This is a genomic window from Herbiconiux solani NBRC 106740 (genome assembly GCF_001571005.1).
GTDB lineage: Bacteria > Actinomycetota > Actinomycetes > Actinomycetales > Microbacteriaceae > Herbiconiux > Herbiconiux solani.
This window is the reverse complement of the sequence record NZ_BCST01000005.1, coordinates 265,146-283,434: the sequence shown is the minus strand read 5'-3', so window position 1 is coordinate 283,434 and position 18,289 is coordinate 265,146. Positions and strand designations below refer to the sequence as shown.

The window sequence follows — 18,289 nt, the reverse complement described above, 5'->3', positions numbered from 1 at the left end:
AATCGAATTGTGTACAGTGGGGTTCATGGCCACTGAGACCACCACCGCGACGGGATCGCCCTCGCCGCTCGACGACATGGCGTGCTTCGCCCTCTACTCGGCGTCGAACGCGGTCGCGCAGGCCCACCGGGCCGCGCTCGCGCCCTGGAACCTCACGTACACCCAGTACATCGCCCTCGTCGAGCTCGCCGCCGATCGCGACGGCCTCACGGTCGGTGCCCTCGGGTCGCGGCTGGGCCTGGACTCGGGAACCCTGTCGCCGATGCTGCGCCGCCTCGAGGAGCGCGGGCTGGTCATCAGGGCCCGTTCGCGTGACGACGAGCGCGTGGTCACCGTCTCGCTGACCGACGAGGGGCGCTCGGTGCGCGCCGAGCTCGCCGAGGCGGTCAGCTGCCTCACGCCCGCCTACGGCCTCGGCTCGCTCGACGAACTGCGCTCCCTGGTGGCGAGCCTCCACGGCATCGCCGAGGGGATGCGCGAACTCACCGCGGCGACGCGCGCCTGACCCCGAGCCGGCCGCTGCCCTCTGCTCCGCCGCCCCCACTCTTCACCTCACTCCAACCGCTCCATCGAAAGGCATCATCATGACCGCTCTCTACACCGCCGAAGCCCTCTCCACCGGCGACGGCCGCAACGGGCACGTGCGCAGCTCGGACGGCCGGGTCGACCTCGACCTCGCCATCCCGCAGTCGATGGGCGGCTCAGGCAACGGCTCGAACCCCGAGCAGCTCTTCGCCGCCGGGTACTCGGCCTGCTTCCACTCGGCCCTCCAGGCGGTCGCCCGTCAGCAGAAGGTCTCCATCGCCGACTCGTCCGTCGGCGGCCGCGTCGAGATCTCCTCGAACGGCGAGGGCGGCTTCCAGCTCGCTGTGTTGCTCGAGGTCGTCCTCCCCGGCGTCGAGCACGACGTGGCCCAGGCGCTCGCCGACGCGGCGCACCAGGTCTGCCCGTACTCCAACGCCACCCGCGGCAACATCGACGTGACGATCACCGTCTCGGAGGACTGATCTCCGCCTGAGACCACTCTCCTCCTGAGAGCTCCGCGGGCGGATTCGCGTCCGCGGGAATCGAATCGGGCCGCCCCGGCAGACTGCCGGAGGCGGCCCCGTTCCGTTCCAGACGTCCTAGGCTCGTGACGACGACGACAGGAGCGGGCGCAATGGATGAGGACACGATCGTGGGCCTGACCGAGGAAGACCACAACCGCGACCTCGTCGCCTGGTCGGCCCGGGTCGCCGCCGATCTGCGGCTCGAGGGCTATCAGGTCGACGCCGCCGCCCTCCTGGAGGCCGCTGCAGCGACCTCGGTGTCACTGCGTCCGCCGGCCGGGCCGCTCGCCGCCTACCTGGTGGGCTTCGCCGCCGGACGCGCGGCCGCCGCGGGGGAGGACGTGCCCGCCGCGGCCTCCGCCGCCGTCGAGGCCGCCACCCGTTTCGCCGCGCTGAGCGCCGCCGAGTCGCTGGCCGCGTCCGACGTGCCGCCGACCGCCGTGCTGGAGGAGCCGCGGTCGGCCCTCGAGGACTGACCGGGCACTGGAGTCTCGGGCCGTCGCGAGCGATACTGAAGGCGCGGTAGGACTTCTCCGAGAGGGCCCGGCCGCCCACGGTTCGATCGACGGCGATTGGCGGCAACGGATGGGCAGTCCCTGGCTCGCACTGCCGGGCACCCCGCGCCCGCGCCGCCCGCGTCCGCTCGTGGCCCAGTCGTGGGAGCGGTCCCGCCGCCGGGAACTCGACCCGGAGCACCTGCTGCCGCACCTCGAGGTCGCGGAGGACCTGCTCGCCGACTATCGCCTCGCGCATCCGCTCGCCTCGGTGCTGCCCGTGATCCGCCGGCTCCTCGTGCGCGACGCCGAGGGCTCGGGGCTGCTCGTCGCCGTGGGCGACGAGATGGGGCGGCTGCTCTGGGTGGAGGGCGACCCCGAGTCCAAGCGCCGCGCCGAGCAGATGCGCTTCGTCGAGGGTGCCGGCTGGTCCGAGCGGGAGGTGGGGACCTCGGCACCGGGCACGGCCCTGGAGCTCGACCACGGCATCCAGATCCACGACGCCGAGCACTTCAACCGGCTCGTGCACGGCTGGAGCTGCACCGCGGTGCCGGTGCACGACCCGGAGACCCGGCGCATCCTGGGCGTGATCGACATCACCGGGGATGCGCGCGCGGTCGACCCGCACACCCTGCCGCTGATCGAGGCGACGGCTGCGGCGGCCGAGGCCGAGCTGATGGTGCAGCGGCTGCGCGCCGGGCAGGACCGGCGGAGCACCGAGGCGGCCGCCGCCGAGCGCGCCGCGGTGCGGGTGACCGGGTTCTCCGGTCGCCGGCAGAACGCGAAGGCGGCAGCAGTCGGGTCGGCGCCGGGTGGTTCGGCTGCGGTGGGATCGGTGCGGGGCGGACCGGTGGCGACGGGGGCGGTGCCGGTCAGGATGCACGTGCTCGGTCGCGACACCGGTGAACTCGCGCCGGGGGTCGAGCTGAGCACGCGGCACTCCGAGATCGTGACCCTGCTCGCCTGGCATCGCGAGGGGCTCTCGGCCGCCCGGCTGGCGGCGCTGGTCTACGGCGACGACTCCGTCGCGGTGACGCTGCGGGCCGAGATCGTGCGGCTGCGCCGTATCCTGGAGACCGCCGGACCCGCGCTGGGACCGGGGCTCGGGCTCGCGCTCGGCCTGGAGTCGCGGCCCTATCGGCTGACCAGCCCGGTCGAGCTCGACGCCCACCACGTGATCTCGCTGCTGGACCGCGGGGCGCACCGCGTGGCGCTCGCCGCGTACCCCGGGCCCCTGCTGCCCGGGTCGGAGGCGCCGGGCATCGAGGAGATCCGCACGACGCTCCGGGTGCGGCTGCGCGAGGCGATGTTGACCGACGCCTCGGTCGACGTGCTGCTCGACTACGCCTCGACCGACGACGGGCGGCTCGACGCGGAGGTGTGGATGGCGGTGCTCCGCCTCCTGCCGCAGCGCTCTCCGCGCCGCGCCGGGGTCGTGCTGCACCTGGAGCAGCTCGGTTCGGGGCCGGCCGCCGGACGATCGGCACGGCCCGGGCGACGATCGGTCTGATCGACGCGGGCGGGGGAGCGTTGACCCCCGTATGACCGACACCAGTTCCCTCCGCGTGATCCCGGCCGGCGCCTCCGCCGCTGCGGGGTCGGCGGCATCCACCTCTTCGACTTCAGCCGGCCCGTCCGGCTCGGCCCCGTCCGGTTCGGGCCTGTCCGGCTCCTCCGATCGTTCCGCCCCGTCGTGGGCCGGCGTGGTCTCGCTGGGGCTCGGCGTGTTCGCGCTCGTGATGGGCGAGTTCCTGCCCGCGAGCCTGCTCTCCCGCATCGCCGGCGACCTCGGGGTCTCCGAAGGCCTGGCCGGCCAGTCGGTCAGCGTCACCGCCATCGTCGCCGCGGTCGCCGGGCTCACGGTGCCCGTGCTGCTGCCGCGGCTCGACCGGCGGCGCGTGATGCTCGGACTCACCGGCCTCGCGATCGTCTCCGACCTGCTGGTCGCCCTCGCCCCGGGCTTCGGGGTGCTCCTCGTCGCGCGCGTGCTCCTCGGCATCGCCATCGGCGGGTTCTGGGCCCTCGCCGTCTCGATGACCGCGCAGCTCGTCTCGCCTGCACGACTAGGCCGGGCCATGACGGTCGTCAACACCGGCGTCTCGCTCGCGACCGTCGCCGCCATCCCGCTCGGGACCTGGCTCGGCGAGCTCTGGGGCTGGCGCTGGGTGTTCGGCCTCGCGGCGCTCGTGGGGGTCGCGGCCTTCGCCACCCAGGCTCTCCTGCTGCCGCCGGTCGCACCGACGGGGGCGCCGGGCTTCCGCCCGCTGGCGGCCACGCTCCGCTCGCCGGTCATCATCCTCGGGCTCGTGGCGACCGCCCTCATCGCGGGTGGCCACTTCACCGGCTTCACCTACATCCGCCCCGCCGCGGAGGCCATCGGCGGCTTCGACCCGAGCGGATTGGCCGCGCTGCTGCTCGTCTACGGGATCGCCGCGTTCGCCGGCAACCTCGTGGCCGGCCCGCTGGCCGACCGCCGGATCGGCGCGGCCGTGCTGATCTTCCCGGTCGCGCTCGGGGCAGCGATGCTGATCTTCGTGACCGCGGGCGGCTCACCGGCCGGCGCGATCGCGGCCGTGGCGCTGTGGGGTGTCGCGTTCGGCGCCATCCCGACCACGCTGATGACCTGGATGGCCCGGGCCGAGCCCGAGCGCCTGGAGAGCGTCGGCGGCCTGCAGGTCGCGGCGTTCCAGGTCGCGATCGCGGCCGGCGCGGTGATCGGCGGCGTGCTGACCGATGGGGTTGGGGTCGCGGCGGCGCTGGCGGCGGGCGGGGTGGCGGCCCTCGCGGGCGGCATCCTGCTCAGCGCGCTGCGGCGCCGCTGAGCGCGAGGGCGGTGGCCCCAGCCGTGGGCGCGGCGTCGCGGAGGGCGCGCGCGGCGGCACCGGCAATGCGGGCTGCGGGGTCGACCAGGGCGCCTGCGGCGATGACCGCGGGTCCGGCGGCACCGCGGGCGCGGCGTGCTGCTCAGCTCGCTGCGGCGCCGCTGAGCGCGGGGGCGGGGGCGGTAGCGGCGGCCCCGGCTCCCGCCACCCGCCGCCAGGCGCTCGGCGACGAGCCGGTGAAGCGGCGGAAGGCGCGGCTGAACCCCACGTCCGAGCAGTAGCCGAGCGCCGCGGCGGTCTGCCCGACGCTCGCGCCGTCGCGGCCGAGCAGCTCCATCGCCCGCTCCATCCGCACCCGCGCGAGGTAGGTCAGCGGAGGGGCGCCGACGGCCGCCTTGAACCGCTCGGCGAAGCTCGAGCGCGACGACCGGGCCACCCGGGCCAGGCCCGCCACGGTCCAGCGCACACCCGGATCGGCGTGGATGGCGTCGACCGCGCGCGCGATGTTCTCGTCGCGCAGCATCACCCGCCACGACGACCCGTCACCCCCGCCGTTCTCGATCCAGCTCCGGAGGGCCGCCGCCGCGACCGCGTTGCCGAGGGCGGTGACCACCGGACCGGAGCCCGCCCGCCCGGCCAGGCCCGCCCGGCGCTCCTCGCGCATCCCGGCCAGCAGGGCGCCGACGAGCGGTTCGCGCACGACGAAGCGGCAGGCCACGAGCACGTCGGGCAGGCGGCCGGTCAGCGCGGTCGGGCCGGGCTCGGCGCGCAAGGTGCCGCTGAACAGTTCGAGCGGTTCGAGCGCGGTGACGGTGTGCGGCCCGCCCCGGGGCAGCAGCACGAAGTCGCCCGCCGAGACGATCGCGGCCTCGCCCACGCGCTGGATCCGCGCCGAGCCGGCCACGATCTGGTGGAAGGTGACCTCGTCACCGGCGAAGCGGATGCGGTCGCCGAGCCCCGGCGTCGCCTCGTCCGTCGAGGTCACGCTCCAGCGCAGCCGGCCCAGCAGGTCGCCGAGCGGATCGGCGGTCGCGGTGCCCGCATCCGCATCCGCATCCCTCACCACCGTCTCGTCCATGAGCCCTTCAAGCGCCCCGCGCGGCCCTGCATTCCCGCGCAACCGTCTGCAACCCCCATCGGCGTAGCGTCGCAGCAACCGACACCGTCGTCGACAAGGAGCACTCATGACCATCATCGACCGCCCCGAGGCCGAGGCCGCCCAGCCGGCAGCGCCCGCCTCCTCTGCCCCCACCGTGTACGCGAACCCCGGCACCGAGGGCTCGATCGTCACCTTCAAACCCCGCTACGACAACTACATCGGAGGCCGCTACGTGCCGCCGGCGAACGGGCAGTACTTCCAGAACCCCACGCCCATCACCGGCCAGGTCTTCACCGAGATCGCCCGCGGCACCGCCGCCGACGTCGACGCGGCCGTCGAAGCCGGTTGGAAGGCCTTCGACGCCTGGGGTAAGACGAGCGTCGCCGAACGCGCCGTCATCCTGAACAAGATCGCCGACCGCATGGAGCAGAACCTCGAGCTGCTCGCCGTCGCCGAGACCTGGGAGAACGGCAAGCCGGTGCGCGAGACGCTCGCCGCCGACATCCCGCTCGCGATCGACCACTTCCGGTACTTCGCGGGCTGCATCCGCGCCCAGGAGGGCGGGATCTCCGAGCTCGACCACGACACCGTGGCCTACCACTTCCACGAGCCGCTCGGGGTCGTCGGGCAGATCATCCCGTGGAACTTCCCCATCCTGATGGCCGTCTGGAAGCTCGCTCCCGCGCTCGCCGCCGGCAACTGCATCGTGTTGAAGCCGGCCGAGCAGACGCCGGCCTCCATCCACGTCTGGCTCGAACTGATCGAGGACCTGCTGCCCCCGGGAGTGCTCAACATCGTCAACGGCTTCGGCATCGAGGCCGGTGCGCCGCTCGCGAGCCACCCGAACATCCGCAAGATCGCGTTCACCGGCGAGACCACCACCGGCCGCCTGATCATGCAGTACGCCAGCGAGAACCTCATCCCGGTCACGCTCGAGCTCGGCGGCAAGAGCCCGAACGTCTTCTTCGCCGACGTCGCCGACGAGAAGGACTCGTTCTACGACAAGGCGCTCGAGGGCTTCACCTTCTTCGCCCTCAACCAGGGCGAGGTCTGCACCTGCCCGTCGCGGGCGCTCGTGCAGCGGTCGATCTACGACGGCTTCGTGGCCGACGGGCTCGACCGGGTCGCGAAGGTCAAGCAGGGCAACCCGCTCGACCTCTCGACGATGATCGGCGCGCAGGCGAGCAACGACCAGCTCGAGAAGATCCTGAGCTACATGGACATCGGCAAGCAAGAGGGCGCCAAGCTGCTCACCGGCGGCGAGCGGGCCGATCTCGGCGGCGAGCTGAGCGGCGGCTTCTACGTGCAGCCGACCGTGTTCGAGGGCCGCAACGACATGCGGATCTTCCAGGAGGAGATCTTCGGCCCGGTGCTCGCCCTCACGAGCTTCGACGACTACGACGACGCCATCTCGATCGCGAACGACACCCTGTACGGGCTCGGCGCCGGGGTCTGGTCACGCAACGGATCGCAGCTGTACCGGGCGGGCCGTGCCATCCAGGCCGGGCGGGTGTGGTCGAACACCTACCACCAGTACCCGGCGCACGCGGCCTTCGGCGGCTACAAGCAGTCGGGCATCGGGCGGGAGAACCACCGCATGATGCTCGATCACTACCAGCAGACGAAGAACCTCCTCGTCTCGTACGCCGACGGGCCGATGGGCTTCTTCTGATGCCCGAGGCCGTCCTTCCGCGGGTGGCGGTGACGGAGGCCGCAGCCGACATGCTGCGCCACCTCGCCGCCACCAACGGGCCCCTGATGTTCCACCAGTCGGGTGGATGCTGCGACGGGTCGTCGCCCATGTGCTACCCGGTCGGGATGTTCCGCACCGGCGGCTCGGACGTGCTGCTGGGCGCGCTCGAGGTCGAGGGCATCGACCCGGTCGAGGTGTACATGTCGCGGTCGCAGTTCGAGTACTGGAAGCACACTTTCCTCACGATCGACATCGTGGACGGGCGGGGGAGCGGGTTCTCGATCGAGGCGCCGGAGGGGAAGCGGTTCCTCATCCGGTCGCGGTTGCTGGATGACGCGGAGCTCGAGGCGTTCGGGCTCGGTGCGCCGAGGATCGGTGCGTCTGGTGCGGCAGGGCTTGTTGGGTCCGGTCTCGCGACACCCGGTCTGGTGGCACCCAGGCTCGCGACTCACGGCGGTGGCGACGGCTGATCTGCGCGCTCGGTCGCTAGCCTGTGAGCATGTCGACCATCAGGCATCCTGTGGGCCCCCAGCCGAAGAAGGTCTACCTGCGCCGGCGCCTGATCGTGCTCGGCGTTCTCGTGGCCATCATCGCGATCGTCGTGCTCATCATCGTGAGGCCCGGGTCGGGTGCCCAGGGCGAGACTCCCGTGGCCGGGCCGACCTCGTCGGCGGGCGCCGCCGACGGCACTGCCGGCGGCGCCGCCGGTGGGGCGGATGCGGCCGCGGGCGCTGCAGACCCGTCGGCCGCACCGGGCACGGTCGACAGCGCGTCACAGACCCCGCCCGGCGAGGTCGCCGCGTGCGCGGCGGGCAACGTCTCGATCGCTCCGGTCACCGACGCCGACACCTATGCCGCCGGGGTCATGCCCAAGCTCTCGTTCACGATCACCAACACCGGATCCGAGGCCTGCAAGCTCAACGCCGGCACCTCGCAGCAGGTCTACACGATCACGAGCGGCTCGGAGACCTACTGGATCTCGACCGACTGCCAGACCGACCCGACCGATACCGAGGCCGTGCTCGAGCCGGGCGTCGCGGTGTCGTCGACGCCGTTCGCCTGGGACCGCACGCGGTCCGCCGCCGACACCTGCATGTCCTCGGCCCGCCCCGCGGTTCCGGCCGCCGGAGCCTCGTACCACCTGTCGGTCTCGGTGGCCGGCATCCCGTCGGCCGACACGAAGCAGTTCATCCTCTCCTGATCGCCAGCCGTCCGGGCTAGCATTCGGACGTGACCGCTCAGCCCGACGACCCTCTCGAGATCGCCGTCGACGGTGGAACCGTGCGTGGCATCCTCCTGGGTGGTGGGCGCGACGGCATGGTGGCCTGGCGGGGCATCCCCTTCGCCGCTCCGCCGGTGGGGGAGCTGCGGTTCCGCGCCCCGCGGCCTGTCGTGCCCTGGACCGGGGTTCGGGATGCGCGCGAGTTCGGGCCCGTCGCGATGCAGTCGCGCGACGGCAACTTCATCGGGGTGGCGCGCAGCACGCCGATGTCGGAGGACTGCCTGACGGTCAACGTGCTGCGGAACGCGGGCACCGGAACCGCCGGTCTGCGGCCGGTCATGGTGTTCATCCACGGCGGGGCGTACAGCGTCGGATCCTCGGCCGAGCACCCGCAGAACGGCGAAGCCTTCGTGCGCGAGGGCGACGTCGTCTACGTGAGCTTCAACTACCGGCTCGGTGCCCTCGGCTACCTCGACTTCACCCGGTACAGCACGGCCGAGCGGCCGATCGAGTCGAACCTGGGGCTCCGCGACCAGGTGGCGGCGTTGCGCTGGGTGCGCGAGAACATCGAGGCGTTCGGGGGAGACCCCGGCAACGTGACCGTGTTCGGCGAGTCGGCGGGCGGCAACGCGGTGACCACGCTCATGGCGACGCCCTCGGCCCACGGACTGTTCGACCGGGCGATCGCGCAGAGCTCGCCCGCGAACGCGATCTACCCGCCCGACGTCACCGCGGTCTGGGCCGAGGAGTTCGTCGAGCTGCTCTCCGAGTCGATCGACACCGACGGCGTCGACTCCACCTCGGACGACGTCGCCGGCGCGCTGCTGGCCGGTGCCGACGCCGAGGCGCTGGTGAGTGCGGCCGTGACGCTGACCCTCCGAACCCCGGATGCGCATCCCGGCACCATCGCACTCTCACCGGTCATCGACGGCGAGCTGCTGCCCGAGCGCCCGCTCGACGCGTTCAAGGAGGGGCGCGCGGCGCGGGTGCCGCTGATCATCGGCACCAACGACCGGGAGGGGTCGCTGTTCACCGGGCGGCTCGACATCCTCGCGACGACGCCGAAGCGCATCCGGGCCATCTTCGCGCGCACCAAGAAGGGGGCTCGGAAGGCGATCACGGCCGAGTACCCGGGGATCCCGGCGAAGCGGCCGGCGGCCGACTTCGGCGGCGACTACGCGTTCTGGTACCCGACCGTGAAGGTCGCCGAGCGGCACTCGCGGTTCGCCCCGGTGCACTTCTACCGGTTCGACATCGCGCCGCGGCTCGTGCGGCTGGCCGGCTTCGACGCGACCCACGGGCTCGACCTCTACGCGGTGTTCGACCGGATGGACGGGTGGTTCGGCCGCACGATGACCTCGCTCGGCGGGCGGCGCGACTTCCTCCGCACCAGCCGGCGGATGCGCGCGCACTGGCTCGCCTTCGCCCACGACGGCCGCGTCGACGCCTCGCTCTGGCCCGCCTACGACGAGGCCACGCGCGAGACCCTGATCATCGACGTCGCCGACCGGGTCGAGTCCGACCCGCGTGCCTCCCGCCGTCGCGCCTGGCAGTCCTTCGTCCCCCACATCTGACCCGCGCCCGCCGCCCGGGCGCGCCGTCCGTCCCGCCCGCTCACCCAAGGTCCTCGACCCGTCAGTTGTTGTCGCTATCCACCCCGTTTAGCGACAACAAGTGACGGGTCGAGGACCTTCGGGGCGGGGCGCTAGCGGGCGGGGTCGGCGAAGGCGCGGCCGAGGGCCCGGACGAGCTGGCGGGACTCGTCGTCGAGGATCGTCGTGAAACCGAGGCGGCGGGCCTCCGAGGCCCGCACCCGGGACGAGGAGACGGGACGCACCTCGCCCGCCAGCGATATCTCGCCGAAGGCCGCGAGGTCGTGCGGCAGCGGCCGGTCGTTGGCCGCCGAGGCCAGCGCGAGCGCGATCGCCAGGTCGGCCCCGGGCTCGGTGAGCTTAACCCCGCCGACCGTCGAGACGTACACGTCCTGCTCGCTGAGCTTGATGCGCGCCCGGCGCTCGAGCACCGCCAGGATCATCGCCACCCGTGAGGAGTCGACCCCGTTCGTCACCCGCCGGGGGTTCGGCGACGGCGTCGACACCACGAGCGCCTGCACCTCGACCGGGAGGGCGCGCCGACCCTCGAGCGCCACGGTCACGCAGGTGCCCGAGACGGCGTCGCTGCCACGGGAGAGGAACAGGCCGCTCGGGTCGGGCACCTCCGAGATCCCGTCCGAGGTCATCTCGAAGCAGCCGACCTCATCCGTCGGCCCGAACCGGTTCTTGAGCGCCCGCACGAACCGCAGCGAGGTCTGCCGGTCGCCCTCGAACTGGCAGACGACGTCGACCAGGTGCTCGAGCACGCGGGGCCCCGCGATCGAGCCGTCCTTCGTCACGTGCCCGACGAGCAGCACGGGCAGCGACCGCTCCTTCGCGACCCGGATGAGCGAGGACGCGACCTCGCGCACCTGCGTCGGCGAGCCCGCGGCCGAGTCGAGCGAGGCCGACGACACCGTCTGCACCGAGTCGACGATGACCAGGTGCGGCTGCACGGCGTCGATCTGGCCGAGCACGGTCGCGAGATCGGTCTCGGCGGCCAGCATCAGCGTGGGGGAGAGCGAGTGCGTGCGCTCGGCGCGCAGCTTGACCTGCGAGACCGACTCCTCGGCCGAGACGTAGAGCACCCGGAGGTGCTCCTCGGCGGCCTTCGCGGCGACCTCGAGCAGGAGCGTCGACTTGCCGACCCCGGGCTCGCCCGAGAGCAGGATGGCTGCGCCCGGCACCAGCCCGCCGCCGAGCACGCGGTCGAACTCGCCGATGCCGGTCGCCCAGTGGGCGGCGACGTCGGAGGAGATCTCGGTGATCGGCCTCGCGATCCGCGCCGAGTCGAGCACGGTTGCCCGCACCGCTCGAGTGATGCCCTCGTTCTCGGCCGCCGAGACCACGGTGCCCCACGACTGGCACTCGCCGCAGCGGCCCACCCACTTCGCCGTCTGCCAGCCGCACTCGGTGCAGCGGTACGCGTTCGTGGATTTCGTGGCCATCCCCTCACGATAGGGCCGGCCCCCGACATCCGGCCCCGGACTGCCCCCACGACGCGAAAAGGCCCCGACACAGGCCCCGAACCTACGGCCGCTTGTCCTTCAGCGCGAACACCGCCGCCTGCGTGCGCCGCTCGAGCCCCAGCTTCGCCAAGAGCGACGAGACGTAGTTCTTCACGGTCTTCTCGGCCAGCCCGAGCTCCTCGCCGATCCGCCGGTTCGTCAGTCCGTCGGCGATCAGCGAGAGGATCTGCCGCTCCCGCAGCCCCAGCGACCCGAGCCGCGGATCCTCCGACGCGGGGTCGCCGCCCGCGCGCATCCGCTCGGTCACCCGGCGCCCCAGGGCGGGGTCGATCAGCGAACGGCCCGCGGCCACGGCCCGCACGGCGTCGGCGAGCCGCGTGCCCCTGACGTCTTTCAGCACGTACCCGGATGCACCGGCGACGACCGCCGAGAACAGCGCGTCGTCGTCGTCGTAGGCCGTGAGCATCAGGCAGCGCACGCCGGGGAAGCGCGAGAGCACGTCCCGGCAGAGGTCGATCCCGCTGCCGTCCGGCAACCGCACGTCGAGTAGGGCCACATCGGGCTGCGTGGCCGCGATCCGGGCGAGCGCGTCGGCCACGGTGCCGGCCTCGCCGACGACCTCGAGGTCGGGTTCGGCGCCGAGCAGCTCGGCGACGCCGCGGCGCACGATCTCGTGGTCGTCGACCAGGAACAGCCGGATCGGGGCGGGGGAGTCGCTCACAGCACGGGCCCCTCGGGGTAGGGCGCCGTCCAGGTCACGGTCGTCTCACCAGGTGCCGAGACGATCCTGAACCCTCCGCCGTTGTCGAGCGCCCGTCGTTCGAGGTTCCGCAATCCGCTCCTCCTGCCTTCCTCGGGGATGCCGATGCCGTCATCCCGAACCACCACCGTGACCCGGCCCTCGGCGGCCGAGAGCACGACCGAGACCCGGCTGGCCGAGGCGTGTTTCACGACGTTCGTGATCCCCTCGCGCACCACGGCGGCCACGTCGTCGGCGAGCGGCCCGGTCACGACCAGGTCGACCGGCCCGGCGAAGCTCACGCCCGGCCGGCGCACCAGCCCGGCCGAGGCCTCCTCGACGAGGTCCAGGATGCGGCGCCGCACGCTCGCGGTCTCCGTCGCCCCCGACGACTCCAGGGCGAAGATCACCGTGCGGATCTGCGCGATCGACTCGTCGATCCGCCCCACCGCGTTCGAGACGGTGTCGGCCGCGTCCTCCGTGTCGCCCGTGCCGAGCCGGCGCACCAGGCTCTGCAGCTGCATCCCGGTGCCGAACAGCTGCTGCACCACGTGGTCGTGCAGGTCGCGCGAGATGCGCCCGCGGTCTTCGATCAGGAGCGCACGCTGCTGCACCTCGCGCGCCCGCGCCAGTTCGAGGGCGACGCCGGCGCGGGCCGCGAGGTCGCGGGCGATGGCCTCCTCCTCGGCGGTGAAGGCGGGGCTGCCGGGCGCCCGGGTGATCACGAGCTCGTCGCGGCCGGTTCCGGATGCGGTGAGCGGCACCGCGAGCACGGCGCCTCCGCGCGCGCCCGGTTCGCGAGCAGCCTCGACCGGGCCGACCTCATCCGCGACCGCGACGACCTCGACCCGCTCCGCCTCCGCCACCTGCGCCACCCGCTCGGCGAGCAGCCGCAACGCGTCCCCGCGGGCGTGCGACAGGATGGCCTCGGCGATCTCGGCCGACGCCGTCATCCAGGCCTCCCGCATCCGTGCATCCGCCAGCAGGCGCGCGTTCTCGATCGCGGCACCGGCGGTCGCGGCGAGGGCCCCGACCAGCTCGGTGTCCTCCTCGGTGAACGGGCCCTGGCGCTTCTCGGTGAGGTAGAGGTTGCCGAAGACCTGGTCGCCGACGCGCACCGGCACGCCGAGGAAGCCGTCCATCGCCGGATGCCCCGCCGGGAAGCCCGAGGAGCGCGGGTCGTCGGAGAGACGGTCGAGCCGGATCGGCCGCGGATCCTCGATCAGCGCCCCGAGCAGCCCGTGGCCCTCCGGCAGTGGGCCGATCGCGGCCCGTTCCTCCGGCGTCAGGCCGACCGCGATGAACCGCTCGAGGCCGCCGTGCGGCGCGATCACGCCGATCGCGCCGTACCGGGCGTCGACGAGCTCGACGGCCGCATCCACGATCCCCTGCAGCAGCACGGGCAGCTCGATCTGGCGCGAGACGAGCTGGGTCGCCCGCAACAGCGCGCGCTGGCGCTCAGCGGCGGAGTCGCCGGTCGCCGCACTCACGCCCGGACCCGCGCCCAGCCTCACGCCCGGTCGCCCGTCAGCGCCGGCGCCCAGGAGCTCAGGCCTCGGGGTCGCGCGAGCCGCCGAACCCGGCCTTGCCCTTGGCGGCGAGGATGGCGGCACGCTCGGCGAGCCGACGGCGCACCTCGGCCTGCGCGTGGTCGACGAAGCCGGGGTCGAGCGGCACCGTCGCGTAGTGCGGGTCGCCGTGCTTGGCGTCGATGTAGGCGTCGAGCTCGGGACCGGACTCCCACGAGGTGATGAGGCAGTAGCGGGGCTCGGGCCCCTTCTGCCAGACCGCGTGCCAGAAGCGCTGCGTGTCGACGATCACCTGGGTGCCCGCGGCGAGGGCGATGCGCACCTCGGTGTCGGGGTCGAAGCGGTCTTCGCGGAGGATCAGGAACGACTCCGGGTCGTCCGAGAGGTTGAAGAAGCCGCGCACGATCCAGCCCGTGCCATCCGGGTTCAGGCGGTTGTTGTCGTCCTGGTGGAGGTTGTAGAGCGCCTCGGAGTACGTGTTCGGCTGCAGCTCGATCACACGGCAGCGGCCGATGTTGGCACCGGGCTCCTCGGCGCGGGCCTTGAGGATGGGCGCCTTCTCGACGTTCGCCTGCACCCAGACGCCGTCCTTGTCGGTGCGGGGCGGGGTGTGATTCCAGAACCCGTTGCACTCCATCTCGCCGAACGCGCTCGCGAGGGGCGCGAAGCGGGTGTCGCCGGAGGACTTCCAGTCGACGTACTCGAGATCCCGCCACTCCGCGGGATCCGCGGCCTGGTCATAGGAGTCGAGAACGACGTAGCCGGTCTCGTCGAAGGCTTTCGAACGGATGTAGCTCATCGGGAAGTGGGCCCCTTCAGGACAAGGGCAAGCGCGTTGTTACATGCCCGGCTTAGGCAAGGCTAACACTGGACCCTCTCGGCCCCACCAGGACGAAGGTCCCGCCCCGTTCCGAACCCCGTTCCGAACCCCGGACGAACCCCGTTCCGAACCCCGGACGAACCCCGGACGGAGTCCCAGGGAGAGGGCGTAAAGTAGGGCGACTGGCGACGACGGCAGGAGATCCCCCGCACGCGCCCCTCGAGGGCATCACGCACCCGCACCATCGACAAGGAGGCGACTTTGACCAATGACGTACCAGGAGCCCCCCACCTCGAAACGGTCCTCCGTTCGGCGACGACGCATCCGATCGCTCTCGATCGCAACGACCTCGTCCTCCGCAAAGGCCAGCTGACCCTTCTCAACGGCCACGCGACACCGCGTGAGTCGATGATCGAAGACCTCCTCTTCATCGCCGACGCCTTCGACGCGGCGAACGTGCCCTTCCTGCTCGTGCGCGGCAACGACGACCGGCCCGTGCTCGCGGTGCACTGGAAGCACCGCAAGCGCGCCCGCGCCGCCCTGCTCGAGAGCATGGCCGGCGAGCCCTTCTACTCCAAAGCCCCCGGCGCCCCGGCGCTGCTCGTCGCCGACGGCAAGCTCGCCCGCGACCCGAAGGCGCGCGTCATGCGCCTGTACCGGCCGCGCATCGAGCCGATCGGCCGCCTGCGCTACGGGGCCGGCATGGCCGTGCAGCTCGAGTTCTGGCGCCGCAACGGCGACGTGGTCGAGACGCCGGTCGAGAACTCGCTCACCCGGGTCACCATCCCGGTCGACGAGGTGGTCGAGACGACCGTCGACCTCTACGGCCGCACCTGGAAGACGATCGAGGGCATGTTCGACCAGCTCGCGAGCGACGTCGACTTCGACATCGACCTGGTCTTCTCCTGGGTCGACGGCACCGCCATCGAGTTCCAGCGCGCCCGCGCCAAGCGCATGGCGAGCTACGTCGTCGGCGACGGTGACGACTCCGAGGCCCGCTACCGGCAGATCGACGAGCTGAAGTACGCGCTCCGGAGCGTGTACATGTTCGCGCCCTGGGTGCGCCGCATCTTCATCGCGACCGATTCCCCGCGCCCGGCGTGGCTCGCCGACGACCCCCGGGTCACGATCATGCCGAGCGAGAAGTTCTTCAAGGACCTGAGCGACCTGCCGACGCACAATTCGCACGCCGTCGAGGCGCAGCTGCACCGCATCCCGGGCATCTCGGAGCACTTCCTCTACTCCAACGACGACATGTTCTTCGGGCGCCCCGTGCGGCCGGACCTGTTCTTCTCGCCCGGCGGCATCTCGAAGTTCGTCGAGGCCGAGACCCGCATCGGGCTCGGGCAGAACGCCGTGCACCGCAGCGGCTTCGAGAACGCGGCCCGGGTCAACCGCGAACTGCTGCAGCAGCGCTTCGGGCGCATCACCACCCGGCACCTCGAGCACTGCGCCGCACCGCTCCGGAAGAGCGTGCTCTTCGAGATGGAACGCGAGTTCTCGGCCGAGTTCGCCCGCACCACGGCGAGCCCGTTCCGATCGGCGACCGACATCTCGGTCACCAACTCGCTGTACCACTACTACGGTCTGATGACCGGGCGTGCAGTGGTGCAGACGGATGCGCGGGTCAAGTACATCGAGACCACGCTGGCCACCTCGCTGAAGGAGATGGACACGCTGCTGAAGAAGCGGTCGATGGACATGTTCTGCCTGAACGACGGCTCGAAGCCCGAGATCAGCGTCGAGACGCGCACGAGCGCCGTGATCTCGTTCCTGGAACGCTACTTCCCGTTCCCCGCCCCGTGGGAGAAGACGGTGGCCGACGGGGTCGACACCGGACCCGAGGGCCGGGCGTCGATCACACCCCCGACGGCAGAAGGATCGGCATCGTCATCGGCGGCTCTGGCGATACCCGCGAGCTGACCGCGTCGGCGATGACGACGCCCTGCGCGAGCAGGCGGCGGCGGGTCTCCTCGGCCGACACGTAGTCGAGCGTCGGGTAGGTGCCCACCGGCACCACCGAGTGCAGCACCGTGTTCTCGTAGACGTGCACCAGGTTGAACGCCTGCGCCCCGGCGCGGGGCTTGGTGCCGCCCGCCTCGACGAAGAGGTCCTGCGTGTAGCAGGTGGCCGAGGCCACCGAGACGGGGATGCCCGCGAAGGTCGCCGTGGTCGAGTAGTGCAGGTGCCCGGCGATGATCGAGCGCACGTCCGAGCCCTCGAGCACCTCGGCGAGGCCGCGCTGGTCGCGGAGCTCCACGGCGACGGCGAGGTCGAGCACGCTCGGCACGGGCGGGTGATGCATGGCGAGGATGGTGCCGTGCGGGGCGGGGAAGGCGAGCTCCTCGGCCAGCCAGTCGAGCTGGTCGCCGGTGACCTCGCCGTGGTGGTGTCCCGGCACGGTGGAGTCGAGCGTGATGACCCGCAGCCCGTTGACGTCGTAGACCCGGTCGACCGCTCGGTCGGTGGCCATCTCGCCCAGCAACCCCTCACGGAACGAGGCCCGGTCGTCGTGGTTGCCCATCACCCAGATCACCTGGGCACCGAGCCGCGCGGCGGCCGGCTCGACGATCGCGCGGAGCCGGGCGTAGGCATCCGGTTCGCCCTTGTCGGCGAGATCGCCGGTGAACACGATCGCCTCCGGGCGGCCTCCCGAGGCCTCGAGCTCGTCGAAGACCTGGCGCAGGTGGGTCTCGCTGTCAACGCTGCCGTAGAGTTTGCGGCCCCCCGCGAGCAGATGCGTGTCGCTCAGGTGCAGGAGGAAATGGTTCGGCCTCGGGTACTCGGCCGTTCTGATAGTCACAGGACTTCCATTCGGATGAGGTGCGGGCGCCGGGGTCGCCGCCCGTCCGTGGTGCTGAGACGACTCAAGCACGCGAATCTGAACGGAAGGCGAACTTACGCCCGCGAGTCGCTCAGTTCTGGTGACGTTCTGGCGACGGGTCGGCCGGCTCGGCCACGGACCGGTCGCGTTGCTCGGCGACTGCCTGGTCATGCCGGCTCGGCGACGGCCTGGTCGCGCCGCTCGGCCTCCATCTGGTCGTGCCGCTCGGCCGACGGGTCCTCGTGCCGGCGGTGCGAGATGCGCTCGCCGAGGTACGAGACGATGGTCGCCGTCGCGATGCCCACGATCGCGACGCCCCCGGCCATCAGGATGACGGCGAGCAGCCGGCCGAACGCGGTCACCGGGTAGACGTCGCCGTAGCCCACCGTCGCGACCGTGACGCAGGCCCACCAGATCGCATCGCCGAAGTTCGTGATGGTCGCACCCGGTGCATCCCGTTCGACCGCGAGCACCGCCAGCGAGATCGAGTAGACGAAGAGGATGACGAACAAGGCTGCGTGGATGACGACGGTCGTGCGCACGGATGCGCCGCTCCGCGACCGGAAGAACGGGATCTGCTTGAGATGGCTGAGCAGGAGGAACGGACGGAACACCGGGATCACGACCGAGAGCAGCTCGCGGAGGGTGGCCTTGAAGTAGGCCCTTCGGTTCGGCGAGAGCAGCAGTCGGATTAGGTAGTCGACGGCGAACACGACCCAGATCACGATGATCACGATCGTCAGGGCGAGGCGCGCCTCGGCCGGCAGGTGCGTGTCGAGCACCTGAACGGAGTAGGCGGCGATGAACACGATCGACAGGGTGACGAGCGGGATGCTCGTGGCGGTCTCGTAGCGCACGCGGCGCGGATCCTCTTCCACCGTCCCCCTTCCGACCGCACCAGGATGTCACGGCCCGCCGCCGGGCCGGACGATATGGT

16 protein-coding genes and 1 pseudogene are annotated in these 18,289 nt (G+C 72.0%); 10 read left to right on the top strand and 7 right to left on the bottom strand.

Features of this window, described 5'->3' with window-relative positions; all coding sequences use genetic code 11:
- The first annotated feature begins 25 nt into the window (after window positions 1–25).
- The 5 genes from HSO01S_RS11040 (at window position 26) to HSO01S_RS11020 (ending at window position 4,365) form a co-directional block, all read left to right on the top strand.
- The gene (locus tag HSO01S_RS11040; protein WP_066041569.1) at window positions 26–505 is read left to right on the top strand and encodes a MarR family winged helix-turn-helix transcriptional regulator; all 480 of its coding nucleotides are present in this window, start codon (window positions 26–28) and stop codon (window positions 503–505) included.
- A gap of 79 nt (window positions 506–584) precedes the next feature.
- Window positions 585–1,007: an organic hydroperoxide resistance protein gene (locus tag HSO01S_RS11035; RefSeq protein ID WP_066041307.1), complete on the top strand. Its 423-nt coding sequence runs from the start codon at window positions 585–587 to the stop codon at window positions 1,005–1,007.
- Between the two features lie 152 nt (window positions 1,008–1,159).
- Window positions 1,160–1,525: a DUF6457 domain-containing protein gene (locus HSO01S_RS11030; protein WP_066041304.1), complete on the top strand. Its 366-nt coding sequence runs from the start codon at window positions 1,160–1,162 to the stop codon at window positions 1,523–1,525.
- Window positions 1,526–1,634: 109 nt separating this feature from the next.
- Window positions 1,635–3,053: a GAF domain-containing protein gene (locus HSO01S_RS11025; RefSeq protein WP_066041302.1), complete on the top strand. Its 1,419-nt coding sequence runs from the start codon at window positions 1,635–1,637 to the stop codon at window positions 3,051–3,053.
- A 31-nt stretch (window positions 3,054–3,084) separates the two neighbouring features.
- Complete coding sequence (locus tag HSO01S_RS11020) at window positions 3,085–4,365, top strand: MFS transporter (RefSeq protein WP_218003796.1); 1,281 nt, start codon at window positions 3,085–3,087, stop codon at window positions 4,363–4,365.
- A gap of 142 nt (window positions 4,366–4,507) precedes the next feature.
- Here HSO01S_RS11020 and HSO01S_RS11015 read toward each other — a convergent pair whose 3' ends face one another.
- Entirely contained in the window at window positions 4,508–5,443 is a 936-nt protein-coding gene (locus tag HSO01S_RS11015; protein WP_066041300.1) for a helix-turn-helix domain-containing protein, read from the bottom strand.
- Between the two features lie 106 nt (window positions 5,444–5,549).
- On the opposite strand from HSO01S_RS11015, the gene exaC reads away from it, so the two are divergent.
- The 4 genes and pseudogenes from exaC to HSO01S_RS10995 all read left to right on the top strand — a co-directional run bounded on the left by exaC (window position 5,550) and on the right by HSO01S_RS10995 (window position 9,953).
- Window positions 5,550–7,136, top strand: coding sequence for an acetaldehyde dehydrogenase ExaC (exaC, locus tag HSO01S_RS11010; protein WP_084361564.1), 1,587 nt, complete (start codon window positions 5,550–5,552; stop codon window positions 7,134–7,136).
- A pseudogene (locus HSO01S_RS11005) lies at window positions 7,136–7,516 on the top strand (DUF779 domain-containing protein); the annotation flags it as partial. The gene exaC and the pseudogene HSO01S_RS11005, both read left to right, overlap by 1 nt.
- 140 nt (window positions 7,517–7,656) lie before the next feature.
- The gene (locus HSO01S_RS11000) at window positions 7,657–8,358 is read left to right on the top strand and encodes a hypothetical protein (RefSeq protein WP_066041296.1); all 702 of its coding nucleotides are present in this window, start codon (window positions 7,657–7,659) and stop codon (window positions 8,356–8,358) included.
- Between the two features lie 29 nt (window positions 8,359–8,387).
- On the top strand, window positions 8,388–9,953 hold the full coding sequence (locus tag HSO01S_RS10995) for a carboxylesterase/lipase family protein (protein WP_066041294.1): 1,566 nt from the start codon (window positions 8,388–8,390) through the stop codon (window positions 9,951–9,953).
- A 131-nt stretch (window positions 9,954–10,084) separates the two neighbouring features.
- On the opposite strand, the gene radA is transcribed toward HSO01S_RS10995, so the two are convergent.
- From radA to HSO01S_RS10975, 4 genes are all read right to left on the bottom strand, one after another.
- Entirely contained in the window at window positions 10,085–11,419 is a 1,335-nt protein-coding gene (gene radA, locus HSO01S_RS10990) for a DNA repair protein RadA (protein WP_066041292.1), read from the bottom strand.
- An 82-nt stretch (window positions 11,420–11,501) separates the two neighbouring features.
- The gene (locus HSO01S_RS10985) at window positions 11,502–12,161 is read right to left on the bottom strand and encodes a response regulator (RefSeq protein ID WP_066041290.1); all 660 of its coding nucleotides are present in this window, start codon (window positions 12,159–12,161) and stop codon (window positions 11,502–11,504) included.
- Complete coding sequence (locus HSO01S_RS10980) at window positions 12,158–13,669, bottom strand: GAF domain-containing sensor histidine kinase (protein ID WP_066041288.1); 1,512 nt, start codon at window positions 13,667–13,669, stop codon at window positions 12,158–12,160. The genes HSO01S_RS10985 and HSO01S_RS10980 overlap by 4 nt, the downstream gene beginning before the upstream one ends.
- Before the next feature lie 58 nt (window positions 13,670–13,727).
- Entirely contained in the window at window positions 13,728–14,507 is a 780-nt protein-coding gene (locus tag HSO01S_RS10975; RefSeq protein ID WP_066041286.1) for a hypothetical protein, read from the bottom strand.
- A 282-nt stretch (window positions 14,508–14,789) separates the two neighbouring features.
- Between HSO01S_RS10975 and HSO01S_RS10970 the strand changes: the two genes are divergently transcribed.
- Window positions 14,790–16,451 carry a stealth family protein gene (locus tag HSO01S_RS10970; RefSeq protein ID WP_373280210.1) on the top strand — a complete coding sequence of 554 codons (1,662 nt, stop codon included), beginning with the start codon at window positions 14,790–14,792 and terminating at the stop codon, window positions 16,449–16,451.
- Here HSO01S_RS10970 and HSO01S_RS10965 read toward each other — a convergent pair.
- Window positions 16,387–17,331 (bottom strand): phosphodiesterase, encoded by a 945-nt coding sequence (locus tag HSO01S_RS10965; RefSeq protein ID WP_066041285.1) that lies wholly within the window; start codon window positions 17,329–17,331, stop codon window positions 16,387–16,389. The two genes, HSO01S_RS10970 and HSO01S_RS10965, sit on opposite strands and share 65 nt — an antisense overlap.
- Window positions 17,332–17,519: 188 nt before the next feature.
- On the bottom strand, window positions 17,520–18,230 hold the full coding sequence (locus HSO01S_RS10960; RefSeq protein WP_084361561.1) for a potassium channel family protein: 711 nt from the start codon (window positions 18,228–18,230) through the stop codon (window positions 17,520–17,522).
- Between the last annotated feature and the right edge of the window lie 59 nt (window positions 18,231–18,289).

Excerpts from the sequence above, each read along its gene's own strand:
- HSO01S_RS11025 (WP_066041302.1), top strand. The coding sequence starts at position 1,635 with ATGGGCAGTCCCTGGCTCGCACTGCCGGGCACCCCGCGCCCGCGCCGC.
- radA (WP_066041292.1), bottom strand. The coding sequence starts at position 11,419 with ATGGCCACGAAATCCACGAACGCGTACCGCTGCACCGAGTGCGGCTGG.
- HSO01S_RS11035 (WP_066041307.1), top strand. The coding sequence starts at position 585 with ATGACCGCTCTCTACACCGCCGAAGCCCTCTCCACCGGCGACGGCCGC.
- HSO01S_RS11040 (WP_066041569.1), top strand. The coding sequence starts at position 26 with ATGGCCACTGAGACCACCACCGCGACGGGATCGCCCTCGCCGCTCGAC.
- HSO01S_RS11015 (WP_066041300.1), bottom strand. The coding sequence starts at position 5,443 with ATGGACGAGACGGTGGTGAGGGATGCGGATGCGGATGCGGGCACCGCG.
- HSO01S_RS11000 (WP_066041296.1), top strand. The coding sequence starts at position 7,657 with ATGTCGACCATCAGGCATCCTGTGGGCCCCCAGCCGAAGAAGGTCTAC.
- HSO01S_RS11030 (WP_066041304.1), top strand. The coding sequence starts at position 1,160 with ATGGATGAGGACACGATCGTGGGCCTGACCGAGGAAGACCACAACCGC.
- HSO01S_RS10975 (WP_066041286.1), bottom strand. The coding sequence starts at position 14,507 with ATGAGCTACATCCGTTCGAAAGCCTTCGACGAGACCGGCTACGTCGTT.
- exaC (WP_084361564.1), top strand. The coding sequence starts at position 5,550 with ATGACCATCATCGACCGCCCCGAGGCCGAGGCCGCCCAGCCGGCAGCG.
- HSO01S_RS11020 (WP_218003796.1), top strand. The coding sequence starts at position 3,085 with ATGACCGACACCAGTTCCCTCCGCGTGATCCCGGCCGGCGCCTCCGCC.